22 protein-coding genes and 1 pseudogene are annotated in these 24,469 nt (G+C 35.4%); 14 read left to right on the top strand and 9 right to left on the bottom strand.

Annotated elements, in window-relative coordinates:
- Nucleotides 1-366: 366 nt before the first annotated feature.
- The gene (locus AC0IXC_RS17840; protein WP_471653100.1) at nucleotides 367-3,603 is read left to right on the top strand and encodes a M60 family metallopeptidase; all 3,237 of its coding nucleotides are present in this window, start codon (nucleotides 367-369) and stop codon (nucleotides 3,601-3,603) included.
- A 46-nt stretch (nucleotides 3,604-3,649) separates the two neighbouring features.
- Here AC0IXC_RS17840 and AC0IXC_RS17835 read toward each other — a convergent pair whose 3' ends face one another.
- Nucleotides 3,650-4,288: an NAD(P)-dependent oxidoreductase gene (locus tag AC0IXC_RS17835; protein WP_471653099.1), complete on the bottom strand. Its 639-nt coding sequence runs from the start codon at nucleotides 4,286-4,288 to the stop codon at nucleotides 3,650-3,652.
- Between the two features lie 300 nt (nucleotides 4,289-4,588).
- On the opposite strand from AC0IXC_RS17835, the gene AC0IXC_RS17830 reads away from it, so the two are divergent.
- The 4 genes from AC0IXC_RS17830 (at nucleotide 4,589) to AC0IXC_RS17815 (ending at nucleotide 10,692) form a co-directional block, all read left to right on the top strand.
- Complete coding sequence (locus AC0IXC_RS17830; protein WP_012261958.1) at nucleotides 4,589-6,019, top strand: alanine/glycine:cation symporter family protein; 1,431 nt, start codon at nucleotides 4,589-4,591, stop codon at nucleotides 6,017-6,019.
- A 222-nt stretch (nucleotides 6,020-6,241) separates the two neighbouring features.
- Entirely contained in the window at nucleotides 6,242-7,684 is a 1,443-nt protein-coding gene (locus AC0IXC_RS17825; RefSeq protein ID WP_033708503.1) for an alanine/glycine:cation symporter family protein, read from the top strand.
- 300 nt (nucleotides 7,685-7,984) lie between these two features.
- Complete coding sequence (locus AC0IXC_RS17820; protein WP_002089478.1) at nucleotides 7,985-9,166, top strand: NupC/NupG family nucleoside CNT transporter; 1,182 nt, start codon at nucleotides 7,985-7,987, stop codon at nucleotides 9,164-9,166.
- A gap of 344 nt (nucleotides 9,167-9,510) precedes the next feature.
- The gene (locus tag AC0IXC_RS17815; protein WP_061690049.1) at nucleotides 9,511-10,692 is read left to right on the top strand and encodes a NupC/NupG family nucleoside CNT transporter; all 1,182 of its coding nucleotides are present in this window, start codon (nucleotides 9,511-9,513) and stop codon (nucleotides 10,690-10,692) included.
- Between the two features lie 43 nt (nucleotides 10,693-10,735).
- Here the strand turns inward: AC0IXC_RS17815 and AC0IXC_RS17810 are convergent, their stop codons facing one another.
- The 3 genes from AC0IXC_RS17810 to AC0IXC_RS17800 all read right to left on the bottom strand — a co-directional run bounded on the left by AC0IXC_RS17810 (nucleotide 10,736) and on the right by AC0IXC_RS17800 (nucleotide 12,936).
- The gene (locus tag AC0IXC_RS17810; protein WP_088293145.1) at nucleotides 10,736-11,905 is read right to left on the bottom strand and encodes a DUF418 domain-containing protein; all 1,170 of its coding nucleotides are present in this window, start codon (nucleotides 11,903-11,905) and stop codon (nucleotides 10,736-10,738) included.
- A gap of 147 nt (nucleotides 11,906-12,052) precedes the next feature.
- Entirely contained in the window at nucleotides 12,053-12,559 is a 507-nt protein-coding gene (locus AC0IXC_RS17805) for a ferritin (RefSeq protein WP_002034655.1), read from the bottom strand.
- A gap of 53 nt (nucleotides 12,560-12,612) precedes the next feature.
- Complete coding sequence (locus AC0IXC_RS17800; RefSeq protein ID WP_002089472.1) at nucleotides 12,613-12,936, bottom strand: MazG nucleotide pyrophosphohydrolase domain-containing protein; 324 nt, start codon at nucleotides 12,934-12,936, stop codon at nucleotides 12,613-12,615.
- 73 nt (nucleotides 12,937-13,009) lie between these two features.
- Between AC0IXC_RS17800 and AC0IXC_RS17795 the strand changes: the two genes are divergently transcribed.
- Nucleotides 13,010-13,588 carry an LOG family protein gene (locus tag AC0IXC_RS17795; RefSeq protein WP_471653098.1) on the top strand — a complete coding sequence of 193 codons (579 nt, stop codon included), beginning with the start codon at nucleotides 13,010-13,012 and terminating at the stop codon, nucleotides 13,586-13,588.
- Nucleotides 13,589-13,956: 368 nt separating this feature from the next.
- Nucleotides 13,957-14,460 carry a DinB family protein gene (locus AC0IXC_RS17790; RefSeq protein WP_471653097.1) on the top strand — a complete coding sequence of 168 codons (504 nt, stop codon included), beginning with the start codon at nucleotides 13,957-13,959 and terminating at the stop codon, nucleotides 14,458-14,460.
- Between the two features lie 105 nt (nucleotides 14,461-14,565).
- On the opposite strand, the gene AC0IXC_RS17785 is transcribed toward AC0IXC_RS17790, so the two are convergent.
- The 4 genes from AC0IXC_RS17785 to AC0IXC_RS17770 form a co-directional block, all read right to left on the bottom strand.
- Nucleotides 14,566-14,763, bottom strand: a complete 198-nt coding sequence (locus AC0IXC_RS17785; RefSeq protein ID WP_000656312.1) for a hypothetical protein — start codon at nucleotides 14,761-14,763, stop codon at nucleotides 14,566-14,568.
- Nucleotides 14,764-15,296: 533 nt separating this feature from the next.
- The gene (locus AC0IXC_RS17780; protein WP_061690052.1) at nucleotides 15,297-15,452 is read right to left on the bottom strand and encodes a hypothetical protein; all 156 of its coding nucleotides are present in this window, start codon (nucleotides 15,450-15,452) and stop codon (nucleotides 15,297-15,299) included.
- Nucleotides 15,422-15,862, bottom strand: a complete 441-nt coding sequence (locus AC0IXC_RS17775; RefSeq protein WP_201053318.1) for a Dps family protein — start codon at nucleotides 15,860-15,862, stop codon at nucleotides 15,422-15,424. The genes AC0IXC_RS17780 and AC0IXC_RS17775 overlap by 31 nt, the downstream gene beginning before the upstream one ends.
- A gap of 239 nt (nucleotides 15,863-16,101) precedes the next feature.
- Nucleotides 16,102-17,535: an alanine/glycine:cation symporter family protein gene (locus AC0IXC_RS17770; protein WP_002184697.1), complete on the bottom strand. Its 1,434-nt coding sequence runs from the start codon at nucleotides 17,533-17,535 to the stop codon at nucleotides 16,102-16,104.
- Between the two features lie 409 nt (nucleotides 17,536-17,944).
- On the opposite strand from AC0IXC_RS17770, the gene AC0IXC_RS17765 reads away from it, so the two are divergent.
- The 7 genes and pseudogenes from AC0IXC_RS17765 (at nucleotide 17,945) to AC0IXC_RS17735 (ending at nucleotide 24,018) form a co-directional block, all read left to right on the top strand.
- Nucleotides 17,945-18,442 (top strand): cation:proton antiporter regulatory subunit, encoded by a 498-nt coding sequence (locus AC0IXC_RS17765; RefSeq protein WP_088040394.1) that lies wholly within the window; start codon nucleotides 17,945-17,947, stop codon nucleotides 18,440-18,442.
- The gene (locus AC0IXC_RS17760; protein WP_061690055.1) at nucleotides 18,443-19,642 is read left to right on the top strand and encodes a cation:proton antiporter; all 1,200 of its coding nucleotides are present in this window, start codon (nucleotides 18,443-18,445) and stop codon (nucleotides 19,640-19,642) included.
- Nucleotides 19,643-19,723: 81 nt separating this feature from the next.
- Nucleotides 19,724-20,316: pseudogene (uptA, locus tag AC0IXC_RS17755) on the top strand (undecaprenyl phosphate transporter UptA).
- 136 nt (nucleotides 20,317-20,452) lie between these two features.
- Nucleotides 20,453-20,887 (top strand): DUF3920 family protein, encoded by a 435-nt coding sequence (locus tag AC0IXC_RS17750; protein ID WP_002015986.1) that lies wholly within the window; start codon nucleotides 20,453-20,455, stop codon nucleotides 20,885-20,887.
- A gap of 113 nt (nucleotides 20,888-21,000) precedes the next feature.
- Complete coding sequence (locus AC0IXC_RS17745; RefSeq protein WP_002129828.1) at nucleotides 21,001-21,411, top strand: MarR family winged helix-turn-helix transcriptional regulator; 411 nt, start codon at nucleotides 21,001-21,003, stop codon at nucleotides 21,409-21,411.
- A 51-nt stretch (nucleotides 21,412-21,462) separates the two neighbouring features.
- On the top strand, nucleotides 21,463-22,161 hold the full coding sequence (locus tag AC0IXC_RS17740; RefSeq protein ID WP_471653096.1) for a pirin family protein: 699 nt from the start codon (nucleotides 21,463-21,465) through the stop codon (nucleotides 22,159-22,161).
- A 207-nt stretch (nucleotides 22,162-22,368) separates the two neighbouring features.
- Nucleotides 22,369-24,018, top strand: coding sequence for a M4 family metallopeptidase (locus AC0IXC_RS17735; RefSeq protein ID WP_158664745.1), 1,650 nt, complete (start codon nucleotides 22,369-22,371; stop codon nucleotides 24,016-24,018).
- Between the two features lie 44 nt (nucleotides 24,019-24,062).
- On the opposite strand, the gene AC0IXC_RS17730 is transcribed toward AC0IXC_RS17735, so the two are convergent.
- Nucleotides 24,063-24,380, bottom strand: coding sequence for a metal-sulfur cluster assembly factor (locus AC0IXC_RS17730; protein WP_002015982.1), 318 nt, complete (start codon nucleotides 24,378-24,380; stop codon nucleotides 24,063-24,065).
- Between the last annotated feature and the right edge of the window lie 89 nt (nucleotides 24,381-24,469).

Below are 24,469 nucleotides of genomic sequence, written 5' to 3'. Positions count from 1 at the left end.
TCATGTACAATTCATTTTGGAAAAACTGTCCATAGATGGATGCCTATGAATGAATTGTAAAAAATGATATTTTTATACACATTTTTCATGTGTAGACAACAATACCTATTAAAATTATTTCTTATCATTATCCCATCATGTAAAAAGGAGAACTCATCATAAAACATAGAGAGATGAGAAGGAATTTTATACTTAAAAATTTTGTTGTATAAGAAAGCGAATACATATAGGTAATAAATGTGAGCGGTATTGGTAAGTGAAGTTTTGCTGTGTATTTTAAATGGTTGTATAAAGATAATTTGATTTTGCAGTAAATGAATATATCTATGATGGTTTGCATGACAAAAAGAATAGGGGACACAGATTATGTCGAAGAAAAAGACGAGTAGGGTATTAGTAGCTGGTATATGTATATCTACATTGTTATCACCAGTAGCTTTCGAAGCATCAAAAGGATATGCGGCGCCTTTGGAAGAGAACAAGGGTGGGAATTTAGAAGAGGTGTTTGAGCAGAGAACGTTTCAGTTGCCGGGAAAAGGTAGTGTGGAAGAAGAGAGAGAACGCTTAAAGCAAAAATGGAATTTATCTGCGAATGAGCCAACTGGAATTTATGCGAAGCCTAATGAGGACATTACTATTGAAATAAAAGGGAACGAGTCAATTAAAGCTTTTATTGGAACGAGATCTTATGATGTAGAAGGCTTTAAAGAGTTTGATTTAAAGCCTGGTAAAAATGTAATTAAGTCCCCTAATGGCGGGATTTTATATTTTTATAACTTAAATGATAGTGGAGAGGTAACTGCAAAAGTTGAAAATGGTGGTAGTCACTTCCCGTTATTTATATTAGGAAAACATACGAAAAAAGATTGGGATGAAATGCTGAAAAAGTATAAAAACCCTTACGCAGTAGAATTGAAGGGAGAGAGAAGCTTAGTTACTGCAAGTTATGATGCTGTGAAAAATCATATGGGAGATACAGACCCGGTAGAGTTAATGCAACTGCATGATAAGATTATAAAAATGGAAAATTCAGTGGCAGGTTTATCTGAAGATGGTATTGGGGTTGCGAAGTCTCCAAGCCATTATGTGCAGTTTGTTGAAAAAAGAATACCAGAAGATGGAGACTTTATGTTTGCAACGCACTACCATACTGCATATGTTCCAGATGTTATGGATAAGGTGTTGAATACAGAAGAACTTACGAAGGATGGGTGGGGACCGTGGCATGAAGTAGGACACTTGCATCAACAAGCGCCTTGGCAGTGGACGGGAATGGGAGAAACTACTGTTAATATTTATAGTTTAGCTGTGCAAGTAGCCTTTGGAAATCAGTCTCGCATGGAGAGAGATGGCAGGTATGAAAAAGCGTTTGCGTATTTGAACCAACCAGATGATCAAAAAAACTTTGATACATCTGATCCGGTTATTATGTTCTGGCAGTTACATTTAGTGTATGGCGATCAATTCTATCCGAAGTTACATCAAATGTATAGAGCGTTATCTGATATAGAATACCCTATGCTAGATACTGACGAAGTTATTGGAGATAGAGAGAAAAAGCAAATGTTTATATACATGGCTTCAAAAGCATCGGGACAAAATTTAATTTCTTACTTTGCAAAGTGGGGATTACATGCAGAGGCGGATACGGTAGAAAAAGTAAATAAACTACAATTACCTGAACCGAAAAATGAAATATGGTTATCGAGAGATAGTAATCCGATTCGTGAAAAACAAGTTGAAGTATACAAAATTCCTTATGGTGAAGCGGTTAATACAGTACCAGATATTTTAATAGGTACAGAATTTGATGGGAAAAAGGCGAGTGAACTTGTAAAGAACTTAGGAGCAAATGTAAAAGTAACAGGTAAAATAGTATGGCTTAAACAAGAAAACGGAAACCAAATTGTAAATGTAGAAATTGTGGATGCAGAAGGTAATGTAAATGCAATTCCTGTACCAGTGAACGTTGTGTATGGTGATAGTATGGTGTTTAAAACATATTGGAATACAAACTCTGTGGTAACTTTAGATCATAAAGATAAGAAATTTAATACGACATTAGTAAGGAATATATTAGATCATAGTTATCGAAACCAAAAGTATGCAGGTATTACAATATATGATGCAAACGGAAATGAAAAGAAAAGTGTTTCAGCGGAAGGGCAAGAAGGATTAAAGAATTTTGTAAAAGAGTTAGATGGAATGTCGTTTGAGTATGGGGACATTATGAAAGTGTACCATATCGAACCGTATTATTTAACTTGGTATGATGATAATAAACTTGTAGATAAAGGTGCTTCTAAAGATAAAAAGGAAAAGTTCTTTAAAATTACAGAGCGAGGATATGAGTTAATAGACGGCTTACAAGAAGTGACACCAGTACCGCAAAAAGTAGTAGTGGGAACAGATGTTGAAAAGTTAGATGCCAAAAACTTTGTTGAAGTAAAAGGCGGAGAAATAATCGGCTTTGTAGAAAAACCGAATACATCAAAAATCGGTGAACAAAAAGTAAAAGTAGAGACGAAAGATCGTTTCGGAAATAAGAAAGTAACGGAAGTATCGTTAGAAGTCATTTACGGTGATAGCATTATGTTCTTTGGTACAAGTTATGGCGGAACAAACATTAAATCGGTTGTAACGTTGAACCATGAAGAGAAAAAATTTAGTACAACAGATTCAGAAGGTAAAATGCATACTTCATTTGCAGATGAGAAGTATATGGAAATGGCTGTATACGATAAAGGTGGAAAAGAGAAGAAAGCAGTATCTGTAAAAGCGTCTGAAAATACGAAAGCATTTGCAGAACAATTCAATGGAATGGCTTTTGAATATGGCGACATAGTAAAAGTATATCAAAGAGAATTTGATAGATTTAAAGTGTACAAAAAGAATGAATTCGTGGATGCACAGTATGGCGTTCATGAAATATTCTTTAAAGTTACGGAGCAAGGTTTCGAAAGAATGGCAGCTCAGCAGGAAGTAACACCAGTACCGCAACAAGTAGAAATTGGAACGGAAGTTGAAAAGTTAGACGCGAAAAATTTTGTTCAAGTAAAAGATGGAGAGGTAGTAGGCTTTGTTGAAAAGCCAAATACAACGAAATTGGGAGAACAAAAAGTAAAAGTAGAAACGAAAGATCGTTTTGGAAATAAGAAAGTGACGGAAGTGTCATTAGAAGTCATTTACGGTGATAGCATTATGTTCTTTGGTACATGGTATGGTGGAACGAATGTTAAATCGATTATCACAATCAATCATGAGAATAAAAAGTTAAGTACAGTAGGTTCAGAAGGTCCAGTTCATACTCAGTTTAAAGGTGAACAATATATGGGACTAGCTGTATTTGATAAGGATGGAAAAGAGAAAAAGCAAATGGTATTAGAAGGAACGGAAAATACGAAAGTATTTGCAGAACAATTTAATGGTATTTCGTTTGAATATGGTGATGTAGTAAAAGTATATCAAGCGGAATTTGATCGATTTAAAGTGTACAAAAAGAATGTAGAAGTGAATACACAGTATGGTGTGCATGATGTATTCTTTAAAATTACAGAAAAAGGTTTTGAAAGAGTAGAAGGTATACAAGAGATAAAGGCTTAACAGAAATAAAAAAGCTCGTAAACATAATGTTTACGAGCTTTTTCTATTACTCAGCTTCAGAAACTACTGTGAAGCGTTCGTTTACGTGTTTTGGATTTTCGATTTCATCAAGTGCTGCAACTGCGAAGTCTTCGTAACTTACGTAGCTATCACCTTTTGAGTTAACAAGAAGGTTGTCTTTTCCAGCTGTATAAGAGCCTGTGCGTTTTCCTAATGCAAATAGTGCAGAAGGGCTGATGAATGTCCAGGTAATATCGTTTGTTTGTTGCAGAATTTCTAAGTTTTTACCTTGGTTTTGAGCTGTTGCAAGGTATTCATTTGGGAATCCTGGTGTATCAAATACACGCGTTGTTTTCTCTTCGTCTACAAATAAGCTTCCAGCGCCGCCAACTACAAGTAATTTTGTGTTAGGTGCACCTTTCATAGCTTCAATTAGTACGTTTCCTGCATCTACGTGAAGATGTTCTTCTCCTGCTGGAGCGCCGAATGCATTTACAACTACATCAAATGCTTGTAGGTCATTAGATGTCAGAGCGAATACATCTTTCTCTAAAACTTTTATATTTTCTTCTGTAATTTTTGCAGCGTTTCTTACGATTGCAGTTACTTCATGCCCGCGATCTAATGCTTCTTTTAAAATACGACTTCCTGCTTTACCAGTTGCTCCGATGATTCCGATTTTCATAATAAATCCCTCCAAAGTGTTTTGTTAAAGTGTATATCTGAAAGTAAATGAATTTGTTGTAATAAGGTTTGTTACAACCTGATGTAATCATTATAGTTACAGGTTGGTGTTTTTGTCAATGGGGTAGTTTGTAGATTTACTTTTTGTTTTAGTATGCACAGTTAGAGGGAGGAGAGTCATAAAGATATTGTTACTTTGTGTCTGGCTAATATTTGGAAATTGCAAATTGTCGAAAAATGTTGATTTTTAAATGTTTTTTAAATATAATTCGTTTTATGGAGAAAAGGAGGGGTTAATTGTATGGATATTTTAGAGCAATTTGTTTCGTCAACGAATACAATTCTTTGGTCATATATTCTTATTGCAATGTTAATTGGTTTAGGTCTTTATTTTTCTATTAAATTGAAATTCGTACAAATTACTCATTTAGGGGAAATGGTTCGATTAATGAGTGATGGATTAACTGGAAAGACACGTAAAAAGGGAAGTGTATCGTCATTCCAAGCATTTTGTATGAGTTCAGCAGCTCGTATTGGTATCGGGAACTTAGCTGGTGTAGCGCTAGCTATTTCTATGGGAGGACCTGGAGCTGTATTTTGGATGTGGGTTATTGCGATTATTGGGGCGTCTTCAAGTTTCGTAGAAAGTACGCTTGCGCAAATTTATAAAATAAAAGATGGCAGTGGCTTCCGTGGTGGTCCTGCTTATTATATGGAAAAAGGTTTAAATAAACGTTGGATGGGAATTTGGTTCTCTATTCTAATTACAATTACTTACGGATTAATTTTCAACTCCGTACAAGCAAATACAGTTACATTAGCATTTAAAAATGCTTTTGGTATTGAGCGTTACGTTGTTGGGATTGTGTTAGCGGTATTAGTTGCGGTTATTATTTTTGGTGGTGTAAAAAGTATTGCGCGTATGTCTGAAATGATCGTTCCGCCAATGGCGCTTATTTATATTGCAGTAGCAATTTTCGTCGTTATTAAAAATTATTATTTAATACCGGATATGTTTACAGAAATCTTTAAAGGGGCATTTGGTTTAGATTCAGCTGTAGGTGGCGGTATCGGTGCTGCAATGAAGTTTGGTATTCAACGCGGATTATTTGCGAACGAAGCAGGTATGGGTAGTGCGCCAAACGCGGCAGCAACAGCGGATGTAACACATCCAGCAAAGCAAGGTTTTATTCAAACAATCGGTGTTTTAGTAGATACGTTCTTAGTATGTACATCAACAGCGTTTATCGTACTATGTTCTGGTGCATATAAGGCAACAAATTTAGAAGGTATTGAATTAACGCAAAATGCATTAAGTTCACAAATTGGCCCATGGGCAAGTAGCTTCTTAGCGATTATCATTTTCTTATTTGCTTTCAGTTCACTTCTAGGAAACTACTATTATGGTGAAACAAATATTGAATTTATTAAACAAAGTAAAACTTGGTTAACGATTTACCGTATTGCGGTAGTGGGAATGGTATTATTCGGTTCTATTGCGACGCTTCAAGTTGTATGGAATATGGCAGACTTATTTATGGGTCTAATGGTAATCACAAACTTAATTGCGATTACACTTCTTGGCCGATTTGCGTATGCTGCGTTGGCGGACTATGTGAAACAAAAGAAACAAGGAAAAGATCCAGTATTCAGTGCAGATTCTATCCCTGGTTTAACGAACACAGAGTGTTGGGATAAGCCGGCGGTAACAGATAAAGAAAAAGCAGTATAATAAAAAGGCGAGCATCGAGATGAATTCGATGCTCGTTTTTTTGTTGTAATTAATGATATTAAGGCTAAAAGATGATTAATATAATTTCTATAAAAAACACGTATGTTATAATTGTTAACATTTTCATGTCACAAAACCTTACATTCTTTGTCGAAAATTCTTGATTGTTAAAAGTTTTTAGAATATAATCTTCTTAGTGTTATGAAGAGGGGGAACGCAATGATGGATTTTTTAACTAGTGTTATTGGGGATATAAATAATGTTCTTTGGTCATATATTATTATTGCAATGCTAATTGGACTTGGGCTTTATTTTTCTTTCCGAGTAAAGTTTGTTCAAATACGTTACTTTGGAGAAATGATTCGTTTACTTGGGGATGGAGCGAGTTCAAAAACAAGAAAAGCGCAAAAAGAAAAAAGTGGTGTATCGTCATTCCAAGCATTTTGTATGAGTACAGCATCTCGTGTAGGTACTGGTAACTTAGCTGGTGTAGCTATCGCAATCTCAGCAGGTGGACCAGGAGCGGTATTTTGGATGTGGTTAATCGCGGTAATTGGGGGTGCTTCTGCATTTGTAGAGAGCACATTAGCGCAAATTTATAAAGTAAAAGATGGGAATGCGTTCCGTGGTGGTCCAGCGTATTATATGGAAAAGGGTTTAAAGAAACGCTGGCTAGGAGTTGTCTTCTCTGTTCTAATAACAGTTAGTTTCGGATTAATTTTCAACGCCGTGCAGTCAAACACAGTAGCGGCGGCTTTTGATGGAGCATTTAACACAGATGGTAAGTTTGTAGGTCTGTTTATGGCTGGTTTACTTGCAATCATTATCTTCGGCGGAGTAAAACGTATTGCACGTGCGGTTGAAATGATTGTTCCAGTAATGGCAATTATATATGTAGCAGTGGCATTATTCGTTGTTGTAACAAACATTACGGCAATTCCATATGTATTTAAAGAAATTTTCTTACATGCTTTCGGAATTAAAGAAGTAGTGGGCGGGGGATTAGGAGCTGCGATTTTACTAGGGGTAAAACGTGGATTATTCTCAAATGAAGCAGGTATGGGTAGTGCGCCAAACGCAGCTGCGACTGCAAACGTAACGCACCCAGTTAAACAAGGTTTCATTCAAACTTTAGGGGTATTTACAGATACATTATTAATTTGTAGTTGTACAGCATTTATCATTTTATTATCAGATGTGCCTGGAGCGGCTGATTTAAACGGAATTCAATTAACGCAACAAGCATTAAGTCAACATATCGGACCGTGGGCTTCTATATTTGTAGCAGTTGCAATCTTCTTGTTTGCATTTAGTTCATTAGTAGGTAACTACTACTATGGTGAAACAAATATTGAGTTTTTAAATGGAAGTAAAGTTTTACTAAATGTTTATCGAATCGCGGTACTTGGTATGGTTATGTTAGGTTCTGTAGCAACAATTCAAATTGTTTGGGACTTAGCAGATTTATTCATGGGTATCATGGCTATTATTAACTTAGTGGCGATTGTATTCCTTTCTAAGTATGCTTTCGCGGCATTATCAGATTACGTAAAACAAAAGAAACAAGGAAAAGATCCAGTCTTTTATGCGGAGTCTATTCCTGGTTTAAACAATACAGAGTGCTGGGACAAGCCAGCAGTAGCAGATAAAGAAAAAGCTGTATAATAAAAAGGAACGAGCATCAGAGAAATTTGATGCTCGTTTTTTTTTATGGTGATAAACTAAAGAAAGAGGGAAAATACGAACATTAATGAGTATTTTATAATAAAATGTATTTTTTTAAGAAAAGTGCGGATGTGAGTTATAATTTGTGTTAGAATGGAAAATGGCTTTGAGACAAGAGGTTTTATGGTTTTTCATATCCGATTGAAGGTTTTGGAGGAGAAATGGAAAGTTCGGATTATTCCTTGTTTTGAGTAGTCAGACGTTCAACGTTAATGAAGAGTTAAATGGAGGATTTTATTAATGAAGTTTGTTATGTTTCTTGTAGGACTACTAGTTGTATTCGTACTCGGCTTTCTTATAAGTTCTGATCGTAAGAAGATCAAGTATAAACCAATCGCAATTATGCTTGTTATTCAGCTAGCGTTAACGTATTTCTTATTAAATACGCCAATTGGTTATATTTTAGTAAAAGGAATTTCAGATGGATTTGGAGCGCTTCTTGGATACGCGGAATCTGGAATCGTTTTCGTATTTGGTGGCCTTGTTAATAAAGGAGAGGTTTCATTCTTCTTAACAGCTTTATTACCAATCGTATTCTTTGCAGTGTTAATCGGAATTCTGCAACACTTTAAAATTTTACCGATATTTATTCGTGCTATTGGTACTATGCTAAGTAAAGTAAATGGTTTAGGAAAATTAGAATCATATAATGCAGTAGCGGCCGCAATTGTTGGGCAAGCAGAAGTATTTATTACAGTAAAAGATCAATTAAGTAAAATCCCAAAACATCGTTTATATACACTATGTGCATCTTCCATGTCGACAGTATCGATGTCGATCGTTGGTTCTTATATGAAAATGATTGAACCAAAATATGTAGTAACAGCACTTGTATTAAATTTATTTAGTGGTTTCATTATCATTCATATTATTAACCCGTACGATATTACAGAAGAAGAAGATACACTGAAGTTAGAAAATAAGAAAAAACAGTCATTCTTTGAAATGTTAAGCGAATATATTATGCTTGGTTTCACGATTGCGATTACGGTAGCAGCAATGTTACTTGGTTTCGTAGCATTAATTACAGCAATCAATAGCTTGTTTGATTCAGTGTTCGGTATTACATTCCAAGCTATTTTAGGATATATTTTCTCTCCATTAGCATTCGTAATGGGTATCCCGCAAGCAGAAATGGTAACAGCGGGACAAATTATGGCAACAAAATTAGTATCAAATGAGTTTGTTGCGATGCTTGATCTAGGAAAAGTAGCTGGTGATTTATCAGCTCGTACAGTTGGTATTCTTTCTGTATTCCTTGTATCATTCGCGAACTTCTCATCTATCGGAATTATTGCAGGTGCAACGAAAGGGATCGATGAAAACCAATCAAACGTTGTTTCATCATTCGGATTACGACTTGTATACGGTGCGACATTAGTAAGTCTTTTATCCGCGATTATCGTTGGTGTTATGTTATAAACAAAGATGGCCCTAGCTTATAGCTAGGGCTATTTTTTATGGTAAATTTGCATGAAAAAACCAATTAGTTAGGAATATATTAACATATAAAAATCTTTTAAAATTTATATTGCATTTCGATTAGATAACGCTTACAATTTGATTTGTAGGTGGTATCAATTTCAGACTTTCAAGTATGGTAGGAGAGAAGAAGCTACCTTTTATAAATTGCAATTTATGTAAACGCTTACTGATTTTAGAAAACAGTTGAATAATATTTAGGGGTTTTAAATTTTTTAACATCAATGGTCAGACGTCATTCGTTATACGACCGATAACTCGTGGGAGAAGTGGAGGATTCACATATGAAAATCGTAATGTTTCTAGTCGGTTTACTTGTAGTATTTGTACTAGGGTTCCTTATCAGTTCAGATCGTAAGAAAATTAAATATAAACCAATTGCACTTATGCTGGTCATTCAATTGGTACTTGCGTATTTCTTACTAAATACAAAGGTCGGATTTGTATTAGTAAAAGGGATTGCAGATGGATTTGGCGCTATTTTAAAATTTGCGGAAGCAGGGGTTAATTTCGTATTTGGTGGTCTAGCAAATGATGGACAAGCACCATTCTTCTTAACGGTATTATTACCAATTATTTTCTTAGCAGTACTAATTGGAATCTTACAACATATTAAAGTTTTACCGATTATCATTCGTGCAGTCGGTTTCGTATTAAGTAAAATTAACGGTTTAGGAAAACTTGAATCATATAATGCAGTAGCAGCGGCAATTGTCGGCCAAGGTGAAGTATTTATTACAGTAAAAGATCAATTAAGCAAATTACCGAAAAATCGTTTATACACACTTTGTGCATCATCAATGTCAACAGTTTCGATGTCAATCGTTGGTTCTTATATGAAGATGATTGATCCAAAATATGTAGTAACAGCACTTGTACTAAACTTATTTAGTGGATTTATTATCATTCATATTATTAATCCGTATGACGTAAAAGAAGAAGACGACATTTTAGAATTACAAGAAGATAAAAAACAAACATTCTTTGAAATGTTAGGCGAATATATTATGCTTGGTTTCTCTATCGCTGTAACAGTAGCGGCAATGTTAATCGGTTTCGTAGCATTAATTACAGCAATTAACGGTGTATTCGATTCAATTTTCGGAATCACATTCCAAAGCATTTTAGGATATGTTTTCTCACCATTAGCATTCGTAATGGGTATTCCAACATCAGAGATGCTAACGGCAGGACAAATTATGGCAACGAAATTAGTAACGAACGAATTCGTTGCAATGCTTGACCTTGGAAAAGTAGCTGGTGATTTATCAGCTCGTACAGTAGGTATTTTATCTATCTTCCTTGTATCATTTGCGAATTTCTCATCAATCGGAATTATCGCAGGTGCAACGAAGAGTATCGATGGCAAACAAGCAAACGTTGTATCTTCATTCGGATTAAAACTTGTATACGGTGCAACGTTAGTAAGTATATTATCAGCGATTATCGTTGGGGTTATGCTTTAATAAATTAAGAAAAGCAATGAGCGTAGGCTCATTGCTTTTTTATTTAACTTGCTCTATCTAAGTCTCTTTTAAATTGTGGTTTCTCCAAATAAGTTCCAAGCCTCCATATATACTCAACAGGACCCATTCGATATTTTCGCAGCCAATATGTGCTAACAAATAATTGAATTGTATAGATTCCAATCGTTAAAAGAATACCGAAGAAATATCCTATTTTACCGAATAAGCCAAAGCCGTATGCGTAAAAAATTGTTGTTGTGATAATAGACTGGGCTAAGTAATTACTAACCGACATTTTTCCCATATTGGCCATATATGTTAGTAGACGGGTTGCTTTTTTGTAATGGAATAATAAAATAATTGTGCTTCCGTAAAAGAAGGTCATGGTTACTGGTGTAAGGCCGTCTTGTAACATAAGTAAAATAGGATGTTTAACGAACATAGCTGAAGTTTTGATTGTAAAAGAGAAAATACCAGTAAGAATCCAGACCTTTTTGACAGCAGAGATATGCTTATCAATCTCAAATAACCATCCTTTTTTTCCTACGTACATACCGATTAAGAAGAGTGGAGATAGGAAAATGAGTGTGAAAAGTGTTATAAAGGTTAATCCGAAGAAACCGTCAATGCCTATATATTCGAAAGGATTTTCAGTTAACCTAAAGTTGACATGATCCATATAGCTTCCAGTCTCATGAACTTTATGTTCTTTTTCAATATAAGGAGCAAAATCAGTAACATTTGTATTTGGGTCAGTTGAATAAGTCATAAGTGTAAGGAGTGCGAGTAGAATAGTTGCCCAAATTAATAATGTTTTTGGCTTTCTGTTTATAAACATCAGTAAGAAAATCCCGATGAGGCCATATGAGAATAAAATATCCCCTGACCAAATGAGCACGCCGTGAATAAAACCTAGTAGTAAAAGAATAAGAATACGACGTAAATATGTAGGGGAAAACTTTTTTCCTTTTGCGACAATGCTTTTTTGTAACAAAATAATGCTAAGACCAAATAAAAAAGAGAATAAAGAAATGAAATTTTGTGTGCCAAAAAATTGAATAAACCAATTAGCACCTTTATCGAGTCCGCCAAATATATAGGATGGTTTTTCATTAGCGAAGAACCCGAATTGAATTAATGTTATATTAACAAGTAAAATACCAAATAAAGCAAAACCACGCATTGCATCAACAACTTCTACACGTTGATTCATTTTTTCTCTCCTTTTATATCATTTTATATTGAAAATAATACCATTTTATAGTTGACATTATGTCAAATATGAGGAAATTTAAGGTGATTTTAAGCTAAAGAGAAAATAAAAAATCACCTTAATACATTCATTAAGGTGATTGGAATACTACTCAGCTGGAGGCGTAAATGTACGTTTCTCTAATTCAGCATCTAGCATAAATAATGCGTTTGAATCGCTTGTAATACGTTTTAATTTTTGGATGATGCTATCAAATGAAGCTTCTTCTTCTACTTGCTCGTCAACGAACCATTTTAAGAAGGTAATTGTTGCGTGTTCACGCTCATCCCAAGCGATATCAGATAAGTGATAAATGCGCTTCGTTACTTCACGCTCGTGCTCAAGTGCTACTTCAAAAGCATTCAATACAGAATCATATTCGTTATTAGGATGATCAAATCCAGTAATAATAGCGCGCTCGCCGCGGTCATTAATGTAGTTGTAAAGCTTCATTGCGTGGAAACGCTCTTCTTCAGCTTGTACAAGGAAAAAGTTAGCGAATCCATCGTAGCTTTCCGCTGTACAGTAAGCGGCCATTGCCATATAAGCGTGGGCAGAGTAAAATTCAAAATTCATTTGTTCATTTAGTGCGTCGTGCAATTTTTTAGATAACATAAAATCCCCCTTATTATTTTGACAAGAACATTATATCACAATTGATAATGTTCTCATTTAGATGTTTCGAATCTTTTTGAAAGCTTTGTGACGTGTGTTTCCATAATGTCTTGTAAATCCAAATCATATTTTTGTGAAAGAACAATAAGATTAGATAGTACATCACCAAGTTCTTCCTTTAGTTCTTGTTTTAGCTCTTCTTGTGTTTTCGTTTGTTCATCAGGGCGATCACGACCGATTTCAATTGCGCGAACAACGCGTGAAACTTCACCAACTTCCTCAGTTAAGAAATTTAAGCGAATAAAGGAGTTGTACTGTGACCAGCTTCGTTTTTCGTAAAATTCCTCCACCCATCTTTGAAATGCGACGATATCCATTTCTTCCTCATCCCTTCAATATGTTGTACAATACTCATTGTATCATAACAATATATAGTTTCGGGGTGTAGGAATGAGAAAGATTTGTGTGTTTGCAGGTTCAAATTTAGGGGGAAGACCAGAATTTAAGGAGCAGGCAATAGAGTTAGGGGAAATGTTTGTTGAGAACGATTATGAGCTTGTATACGGCGGTTCATGCGTTGGATTAATGGGAGAAGTAGCAAACGAAGTTCTTCGTTTAGGTGGACGTGTAACAGGTGTTATGCCGCGTGGTTTATTCCGTGGTGAAATCGTTCATACAGGATTAACAGAATTAATTGAAGTAGAAACGATGCACGAACGTAAAGCAAAAATGGCAGAGCTTGCGGATGCTTTCATTGCATTACCAGGCGGATACGGAACATTTGAAGAGCTATTTGAAGTTGTATGTTGGTCACAAATTGGTATACATGATAAGCCAGTTGGTTTATTAAATATTAAAGACTTCTACGGACCAATTCTGCAAATGGTTGATCGCGCAGCGGAAGAAGGCTTTATGAACCCATCGAATAAAGAGTTGATCGTTTCAGCTGAGACGGCAGATAAATTAATTCATGAAATACAAAATTATGAGCGTCCTGTTTTGGGGACAAAGTGGAAGCAGTTATCATAGTACATTTTTATAGTGGATTTTGGAAACACATGTCTTTTTATCGCAAAAAGACATGTGTTTTTAATTTGGTTAAATATATTGATAGTGAGATGTGAAATCCTTCGAAGAGGGGAAGTAGATGGAGGGATATTTTGATGACTAAAAAAAAGAATATCTGAATAAAAGGTGAGTAAGGAATTATTGAGTGACATAGAATTGTTCCGTTAAAGGGTCAGATTGTGGAAGATGGCGAATGTTTTTTATGAAGTTAATAGAGGTTTTTTTAATCGTAATCAGAATAAATTTTATAGATGTAATCCTTTGGGAATTTTTAAGCAGCTATGTATCATAATCTAATCATTAAAATGAAATTTGGAGGAGAAATGAGCATGGGTCGTTCTGTATTAAAAATGTATAACTACCACTTATGGGCAAATGAAGTTATTTTAAATCGCTTAAAAGAACTACCGCAAGACATTTTCCATAAGGAAGTTAAGAGTGGTTTTTCTTCGGTGGCAAAAGTAATGTCTCACATATACCTCACAGATTTAGCCTGGCTCGAGATCATTTCTGGCAAAAGTATGAGTGATGCAATGGTACACACAGAACAATTGAAAGAACAGCTAGAAACAAAAAATATTGAGGAAATGGAAACTAGTTTTTATGAATTATCTAAACGATATAAAGAATATTTAAGTAGTCAACAAGATTATGAAAAAGTGTTTGAGGTTGATAATCCGTATGCTGGGCTCCTGGATACGACGGTTTCTGAAACAATACTACACGTCGTCACCCACGGAGCATATCACCGTGGGAATATAGCCACAATGTTGCGGCAAATGGGGCATACCTCTGTTATGCAAGATTTTGGACTATTTCTATATTCAAAATGAATTCTTTTTATTTACGATAGAATATGGGTTGTATGATGTTTTTGGGGACTGATTTTATTAGTGGTTTAAGCTTAATTATGTATTAGAGAAAAAAGGCATTCCATATTATTTTGGAATGCCTTTATCATTTTGATTACTTTGTTTTTTATACAGGTACCAGCCACCCCAACCGCCACCAATAGCTACAACAACGAGGAAAGCATAGTCTTTAACCTCGACACGTATGTTGAAAATATTAGCTATGAGTAAGAGAATCCCAACTGTTATTAACGCAAAAAATGCTCTAATTAAGTAGTCTTTCAACTGAACCACTCCCGCCATTTAAGTAGTAAATGATGAATATGGAAAAGCTTTTTTGGATCTATTTTACTAAAGGGTGTTACCTATATTTTAACATAAAAGAGATTGTAATATATTGATAAAAGTAGAGGAGGGGAGTGCTATTATTGTCGTGATTTGTTGGTAAAGCGATATTCTTTGTCGAAACGTTGATATATCGTGAGTTGCGATCGATATAATTTTATGTATTATCAAGTGCGACCAATCAATAGAAAAAAGCGACTCTGAACGAGCCGCTTCTGCTTTAAGTGGTATCTAGCTCCAGCGGCTAGAATCTCCGGTCATTTCGCTCTCTCGCTCGAAGCAAAAAGCGCTTCAAGGTCGAGAGCTCCAATGTCCTGCGATTCTGAACGAGCCACCTCCGCTTTAAGTGGTATCCAGCTCCGGTGGCTAGCTCTTCGTGTCTAAGAACCTTCCACATAAGAAGGCAAAAAGCGCCTCTTCGTCAGGAGCTCCAATGCCCTCTTGTTCTGAGCAAGTCACCTCCGCTTTTAGTATTATCCAGCTCCAGCGGCTAGAACAGTCGGTTGTTTCACTCCTTCATTCGAGGCAAAAAGCGCCTCGTAATCAGGAGTTCCAACACCCTCCTGTTCTGAACGAGCCGCTTCCGCTTTTAGTTCTATTATTGATTCAAGAACGCACGTAGCATCCAAGCGTGTTTTTCTAGTTCTGTGTAGATGCCTAGTAGTAGGTCAGATGTCATTTCGTCGTCAGATTCTTGAGCGATTACCATGCCTTTTTTTAGTTCGACTAGCATCATTTCGTAGTCTTGCATGATTGCTTCGACCATCCCTTCTGCAGTTTCTCCGTAAGCTGCTTCTTGAATAGAAGATAGTTCTAAGTATTCTTTCATTGTTGCTACTGGTTTGCCGCCAATTGCTAAAATACGTTCTGCGATTTCATCGATGTGAGTAGCTGATTCTGTGTAAAGCTCTTCAAATTTTTCATGTAGTGTGAAGAATTGAGGTCCTTTTACGTACCAATGGAAGTTGTGTAGTTTTGTAAATAAAACGCTCCAGTTTGCTACTTGTTTGTTTAATGCTTCGATTACTTGTGTATTCATTATGATCAATCTCCTCTTGAGTTATTATTTTATATGAATTACTAATTTATAATTATTATAATCTAGTAATTTGTATAAATCAACCCTTTTGCTGGAATTAATTTGAACAAATTATGAACGGTTGTAAATAAAAAATCCCTATTACTATGAAGTAATAGGGATTTTTTATTATATAGCTCCAGCGGCTAGAATATTCGGTGGCTTCGCTTTTTCCTGCGAGCCTCTTCCGCTTTTAGTTGTTATCCAACTTGTTTCTTCTCTTCTAAATCTTGCCCATCCCAACACTCTGTATTCTTTAAGCCAGGGATAGAACTTGCAACGAAGACAGGATCTTTTCCTTGTTTCTTTTGTTTAATATAGTCTACTAATGCTGCGTAGGCGAACTTGCTAAGGAATGAGATGGCAATTAAGTTTGTGAATACCATTAGTCCCATAAAGAAATCGGCTAAACTCCAAACTGTTTGAAGGGCAGCGATAGATCCGAAGAACACCATTCCGACAACTGCAACACGATAAATCAGTAACCATGTTTTGCTCTCTTTAATGAATGCGATGTTTGTTTCACCATAATAGTAGTTTCCTAGTAAAGAACTGAAAGCGAATAGGAAAATAATAATCGCTAAGAAAGTGCTTGCCCACGGTCCAATTTGTGAACTTAATGCTTGTTGTGTTAATTCAATACCTTCTAAATTCGATCCTTTGTAAAGTCCAGAACATAATACGATAAACGCTGTTGATGTACATACTAAGAATGTATCTACGAAAACACCTAATGCTTGAACAAGTCCTTGTTTTACAGGGTGAGATACATCTGATGTTGCTGCTGCATTAGGAGAGCTACCCATACCTGCTTCTGTCGCGAATAAACCGCGCTGAATTCCGAATTTGATTGCTGCTCCAATACCACCAGCGATAGCTTGGTCTAAACCAAATGCGCTGTTAAATATTTCTGTAAAAATGCTTGGTAACATAGTGAAGTTGTTAATTACGACAAAAACAGCTACGCCGATATAAATGATTGCCATTGGAGGAACAATCATTTCTGTAATACGTGAAATGCTCTTGATACCACCAAAAATAATAACTGCAACTAATAAAGCTAATAGAGCTCCTACGATCGTTCGCTCTAGTCCAAAAGCATTTTCAAATGCTATTGTTACCGTGTTTGCTTGTACAGAATTGAAAATTAATCCGTACGCAACTGTAATAAGAAGTGAAAACCAAACACCCATCCAGCGTTTGTTTAACCCTTTTTCCATGTAATACGCTGGTCCACCACGGAACCTGCTTCCATCTTTTACTTTATAAATTTGCGCGAGCGTACATTCTACGAAACTAGTAGCTGCTCCAAGGATAGCGATAAACCACATCCAAAATATTGCGCCAGGTCCACCCATTGAAATGGCTAATGCTACACCAGCTAAGTTACCGATACCGATACGTGCCGCTGCACTTAAGCAAAATGCTTGGAATGGAGAGATGCTATCTTTCTTTTTTTCTTTTCGATTAAATCCTTTACTAATTAAACTGACCATCTCACGGAAATGAGTAATTTGGACAAATTTTAATTTGAAAGAGAAATAAAGACCGAAGCCGATTAACATTGCAATAAGAATATATGACCATAAAATATTATTCGTTACCTCAAGGAATCTGCTAAAGATATCAACCATATAATACACTTCCTTTTTTTCGTAATAAGAAAATTATATGCAAAAAATATACTAGAATCAATTTTTCTAAAAAATCATGTTACTTAAATGCATTTCGTGTTATGATTATGTTACATCGTAATATTTTTAGAATTATTTACATTTTAAAAAACTAAATTTAAAGCGAAAAAGAGGGGATAATTTGAAAGAAGAATCTTTATTGAAAGTAAGTCTTAAGAGTTTGAAAATAAGAAGTAATTTATTTTTTATCATTACATCTTTAAGTATCTTTTTAGGAGCCACTTATTATTACAATAAAAGATTTCCAAGTCATAGGTATCCTGAATGGTTAGAATTTCTAAAATTGATTGGATGAACAAAAGACAGAAAAACAGAAAATTAAAATAAAGAAGTTATGGAGGAGCTAAATATGAATATTAGAGAAAGTGAACTTCCGGGTATTGGTTATAAATTTCAAATCGTTACGAAAGGTAACGAAAAGATGGTGATCGTCATTCATGATGATGGGCGTAGAGAAATGTATCATTTTGATTCAGATCATGAAGAAAGTCTATCAAGTATTTCATTGCGTGACTCAGAGGCGAGACAAATTGCAGCAATATTAGGTGGAATGGTATATAAGCCTAGAGCATTAGAAAATGTTGAGATGGTCTTTGAAGGTTTAGCAATTGAGTGGTTTAAAGTGGAGAATGCAGCTCCGGCAATCGGAAAAACAATTGGCGACCTTGAAATAAGAAAAACATATAGCGTAACGATAATTGCAGTTATGAAAAAGAATATGAAAAAGCTATTTAATCCAGGTCCAGACACGGCGATTGAAGAAGGAGATATGCTTGTAGTTTCTGGTGAGAGAGAAGAAATTAAAAAGATTATTAATGAATTACTTTCGAATAGGGGGACTGACTAGATGGATACTTTAATTTTTGAAGTTGGTACAGCTTTAGTTTTAGTAGCAATTGCGGCGGTAATCGCTGGAAAGTTTAAATTCTCAGTAATTCCTTTTCTAATTGTTCTTGGCATGTTAGTAGGTCCGCACGCGCCGACAATAGGTGTTATCGATCTCAAATTTATTGAAAGTGCAAGTGTGATATCCTTCCTTGGAAGGATTGGTGTTCTGTTCCTTCTTTTCTATCTGGGATTAGAGTTTTCGATGAAAAAACTAATTAAATCTGGACGTTCTATCGCGATTGGCGGAACAATCTATATTTTGATTAACTTTTCACTAGGATTATTATACGGATTTATAATGGGATTCCCGTTACTCGAAATCTTAATTATTGCGGGTATTATTACGATTTCTTCTAGTGCTATCGTTGCAAAGGTATTAGTTGATTTAAGAAGAACTGGTAATAATGAAACCGAATTAATTTTAGGAATTATTATGTTTGAAGATATATTCCTTGCTGTATATTTATCAGTCGTTTCAGGCTTAGTTCTTGGGGATCATGCTTCCTTCTTAGGTGCTCTTACTTCAATTGGAATTGCTTTAGGATACATGCTTCTCTTCTTTATTGTAGCTAGAAAGGCGACGCCGTTATTAAATAAATTGCTCAATATTAGTTCAGATGAAATTTTCATTATTGTAGTATTTGCTTCGTTATTCTTTATTGCAGGTTTTTCAGAAACAATTCACGTTGCAGAAGCAATCGGGGCACTTCTTTTAGGGTTAGTTTTCTCTGAGACAGAGCATAGTGATCGAATTGAACATCTTGTTGTTCCATTTAGAGACTTCTTCGGAGCTATTTTCTTCTTCAGTTTCGGATTAAGTATCGATCCGTTTTCATTAGGCGGGGCGATATGGTTAACGTTAGGTGCTGTCCTTCTTACAATCGTCGGAAACTTTGTTGCAGGGATGATTGCAGGAAGACAAGCTGGATTATCTCATAAAGCATCAACAAATATTGGATTAACAATCGTTTCAAGAGGAGAATTCTCCATCATTATGGCTAATATCGGCATCGCCGGTGGTTTAATGTCAGTACTGAAACCATTCTCAGCACTATACGTGCTTATACTATCGATCTTAGGTCCACTTCTGACGAAAGAGTCAAAGAATGTATATAAATTTTTAAATAAAATCTTTAAGTGGGATACGAAGACTAGATAAATTTTGAAAAAATAAAAGTACAAGATATTTACTGCTTGTACTTTTATTTTTTGCAATGAAAACAGTAAAGAGAGGTAAATGATGTTAGGAGAGTTGATTCATTCAGTTTTAGTTTTTCTAGAAGGACTTGGTTATTGGGGAATTATGCTGGGATTAATGATAGAGGTTATCCCAAGTGAAATCGTATTATCTTATGCAGGTTATTTAGTATCAACAGGAAGCATTACATTTTGGGGGCTGTCGCGTTCGGTACAATTGGTGGTGTAATCGCACAACTATTCATTTATTGGATCGGTCGATACGGAGGAAGACCTGTTCTTGAGCGATATGGAAAATATATTTTGATTCAGAAGAAACATATTGATTATGCTGAAGCGTGGTTTAATCGTTACGGAACTGGTGTTATTTTTACAGCGCGTTTTATTCCTGTTGTGCGTCATGCTATTTCGATACCAGCGGGTATTGCGAAAATGTCACATGCTAAGTTTATTACGCTAACTACACTAGCTGTTATTCCATGGTCAATTGTATTTGTATATTTAGGTTTTAAATTAGGAACAGAGTGGGAAAGTATTAATAAAGTAGCTGGGCCATATGTGAAATACTTTGCACTTGCTGCTATTGTTTGTGCAATTGGTTATTTTATATTAAAAAAAATGATGAAAAAAAAGTGATTACGGAAAAAGAATCTATGCTGACATAGATTCTTTTTTATCGTCATTTTTTAAAGGATGAAAGTGTATGTTTAATATTTACCATATTGTGGCATATATATAGGAAAAGGGAGTTTAGGAAGGGGATTATTGAGAAATGGAACTCCAGTTTCAAAATGTATATCAACAAGTTGAGAATTGGTATGTGTTGGATTCGGAGCTTCCTTGGGATGTCAAAAAGTTAAGAAATGATTTGTTTTCTCTTATTGAAGTAAGTGCAACGCCAGTTATTTTTTGTGATACGTGTGATGCGAATCATGTACTTTTATCATTAGGAGAAGAAGAAGAGGAGTTTTTATTCCCAGTAGGTGGTTTTTATCATAAAGAAAAACAATTAATTTTCGTTTGTATGTGGGAAGAGTATGAGCAAGTGCTCAAAACGCTATTGCATGAATTCAGGCATGCGATGCAGCATAAGGACGATGTACTATATGTTGGAAATGAACTATACGAAGAAAGATGGATTGAGAAAGATGCGAGGCATTTCGCGGAGAGGAAGCTAGATGAATATAAAAATAGAAATTTAATCTGAAGCATAGTGGAGAAAAATCACTGTGCTTTTATTTATTGCTAATTTAAAATAAGTAGTTGACCTTTAATAAGTTTAGTTCTAAACTAATAGTATCAAATGAGCGAGGTGATGGAATGAAAGCAGGGGAAAGACTTGGAGTACTATTATGGTTTCGTTTATCACGCTTTTATAATAGAAGTATTCGTGAGACGAATCAGCATTTGAAAAAGTGGAATGTATCTGCCGCTCAGTTTGATGTATTAGTTCAAATTGGAGGAAACGATCGTTTAACGCAGCAAGAACTTGGAAATAAGTTGTTTGTTACGAAAGGAAATGTTACTCAACTTTTAAATAAGATGGAGCAACTAGATTGGATTCAGCGTGAACAAGAAGGTACTACGAAATATATTTCATTAACAGAAAAGGGAAAGGTTCTATATGAAGAAATAGTCCCGCCGCAAGAAACATTTCAAGCAGAGCAATTTGATAAGTTAAATAGAGAAGAACAAAAACAATTATTAGAATTACTGAAGAAGTTGCAGTGATGAAAATTAAAAATAATTATCTCGATTTCGAGATAATATGAGGTGAAGGATATGTTTAGAAAAATTGATCATAAAAATATGGGAAGAGCAAATCATGGGTGGTTAAATACACATTTTCATTTTTCCTTTGCAAATTATTATAATCCAAACAACATGAATTTTGGAGCAGTACGTGTTATGAATGATGATTTAATAGCGCCACAAACTGGTTTTGATATGCATCCGCACCGTGATATGGAGATTATCTCTTACGTTATAGATGGTGAATTAACACATGAAGATAGTATGGGGAACCGCGGGACAATTGAGCGTGGGCATGTTCAATATATGAGTGCAGGTACTGGTGTATTTCACAGTGAGCATAACTTAGGAAGTGAAACATTACGTTTATTGCAAATTTGGATTTTACCAGACCGCGACGGTCATAAACCAAACTATGGTGAGTTTAAATTTGATTGGAGTAAACGTGAAAATGAGTGGTTCCATATGGTATCTCCTTCTGATGGAGATGCACCAATTCATATTCACCAAGATGCAAATTTATATTCTTTATCATTAGAAGCTGGTAAAGAAATTCATTTTCCTGTTAAAGAAGGACGTCAATTGTACATTGTACAAATTGAAGGTAGCAGCGTTGTAAACGGTGAAACACTCGTAATGCGTGATGCAGCGGAGGCTGTAGAAGAAGATATTCACATTCAAGCGAAAGAAAACTCTCACTACTTAGCGATTGAAATGAAAATGGAATAAAGTGAAACTTTAACCCATGGCGGTTTTAAGTATGTGAATAGTGAGATGAAAAGTTATAGGGAAGAGGATATCGAAAACGGTATCCTTTTTTGTGTGAGTTAAATTAACAGAAAAAACTTTCTCAATTTTTGAGAGCAGGTATTGGAAAGATTATTCAGAATATTTATAAAGGTGTTAAAAACTTTTAGGGAAATGGGGAGTGTTAGATTGAAAAAGCAAGTAATTTCATCAGCATTAGCATTAACTGTTATCGCAAGTGGATTTGGGGCATTTGGAGCAACTACGACGAAAGCAGAAGAGCAAAAAATCCAGTATCACCAAGAGTTTAAAACACCAGCTTACATAGGTGAAGAATGGAAAGCGCCGGAAGGACTAGATAAAAAAGAGACGGTCTTTCAATATTTAGAGAGTAAAAAAGATATGTTTAAACTAGCAGGAAATATTGACAAACATTTCAATATCGTTGGTGAAGAAAAAGATGCTGAGTCTGGTACAACACATGTGAAGTTAGTTGAGAAGCATAATAACATTCCTGTGTATGGTTCAGATCAAACAGTTACGCTTGATAAAGAGAATAATGTAAAAGCATTTTTCGGACAAGTTATTCCGAATTTAGATAATAAAAATATTCCTGCATCTGCAAGTATTAGTGCGGAACAAGCAGAAACGATTGCAAAAGCTAATATTGAGAAAGAAATTGGTAAAGTAAAGAATTATGATGGTGTGAAAAAAGATTTATATGTGTATGAAAAAGATGGTCAATACTATCTTGCATATCTTGTAAAAGCGTCGGTTTCGAAACCAGCTCCAGGATATTGGCATTACTTTGTTGATGCAACAAATGGAAATGTTATTGAGAAATATAATGCTGTAGATAACATTACTGGATTTGGTTACGGAGTATTAGGTGCTAGACAATCATTTGAAATTGCTCAAGATACGAAAACAGGAGCGTTCAACTTATTTGATGGTACACGAGGACAAGGTGTCCATACATTTGATGCAGAGAATATGAACGAAGACTGGTTTAATTTATTCTCACAAATTCTTGGATATACAGGAGAAGAAATTGGAAGTAAATCTAAGTTCTTCGAAGATAAAGCGGCAGTTGATGCGCATGTGAATGCAGGAAAAGTATATGATTATTATAAAAAGACATTTAACCGTAACTCTTTCGATGATAAAGGTGCAAAACTTATTTCTGCTGTTCACGTAGGTGAATCTTGGAATAACGCAGCGTGGAACGGTGTACAAATGATGTATGGTGATGGAGATGGTAAGACATTTATTCCATTATCAGCTGGCCTAGACGTTATTGGCCACGAATTAACGCATGCTGTAACTGAACATACAGCAAACCTTGTATATAAAAATGAATCAGGAGCGTTAAATGAATCGTTATCTGATATTATGGGCGTCATGGTTGAGAAGAAGAGCTGGGATTTAGGTGCTGATATTTATACACCTGGTAAACCTGGAGATGCACTTCGTTCTCTGAAGGATCCAGCATCTATTCCAAACCCATTAAAACCAGGTGAAGGTTACCCAGATCACTACAATAAACGTTATACTGGAACAGCTGATAATGGCGGCGTTCATATTAACAGTAGTATTAACAATAAGGCGGCGTATTTAGTTTCTGAGGGCGGCACGCATTACAATGTGAAAGTAACTGGAGTGGGCCGTGAAGCAACAGAAAAAATTTACTATCGTGCTCTTACAAAATATTTAACTGCAAACTCTGATTTCAAAATGATGCGTCAAGCTGCACTTCAATCAGCAGAAGATTTATTCGGTAAAAACTCTAAAGAGGTACAAGCTGTAACGAAAGCTTATGACGCTGTAGGAGTAAAATAATAAGAGAAAAAAGACCTGACTGGATTGTCAGGTCTTTTCCTTATTTAATCACGAATACCTAGTGCGATTTTCGCCATACGCGACATACGTTCTTTCGTCCATGGCGGATTCCATACAACGTTTACTTCTATTTCATTTACTTCAGGTACGTTCGTTGATAATACTTTTTTAACGTCTGATACGATTTGGCCAGCCATTGGACAACCGATAGAAGTCATCGTCATTGTAACGACAGCATTATTATTTTCATCTGCTGTAACGTCATAAACTAATCCGAGATTGATAATATCAACACCTAGCTCAGGGTCAATAACAGCTTCTAAGTTTGCATATAACTTTTCTTCAAATGCTTGTTGTGACATGTGTAGCACCCCCTAAATATTAATGATATCGGTTCTCATTATAACGGATATGCGGGATAAGTGCAGGAAATGAGCTCAAAAAAATATTC

This window comes from Bacillus sp. AC266 (assembly GCF_979253805.1).
The sequence above is the reverse complement of the archived record's forward strand: the minus strand, read 5'-3'. Positions and strand labels throughout refer to the sequence as shown.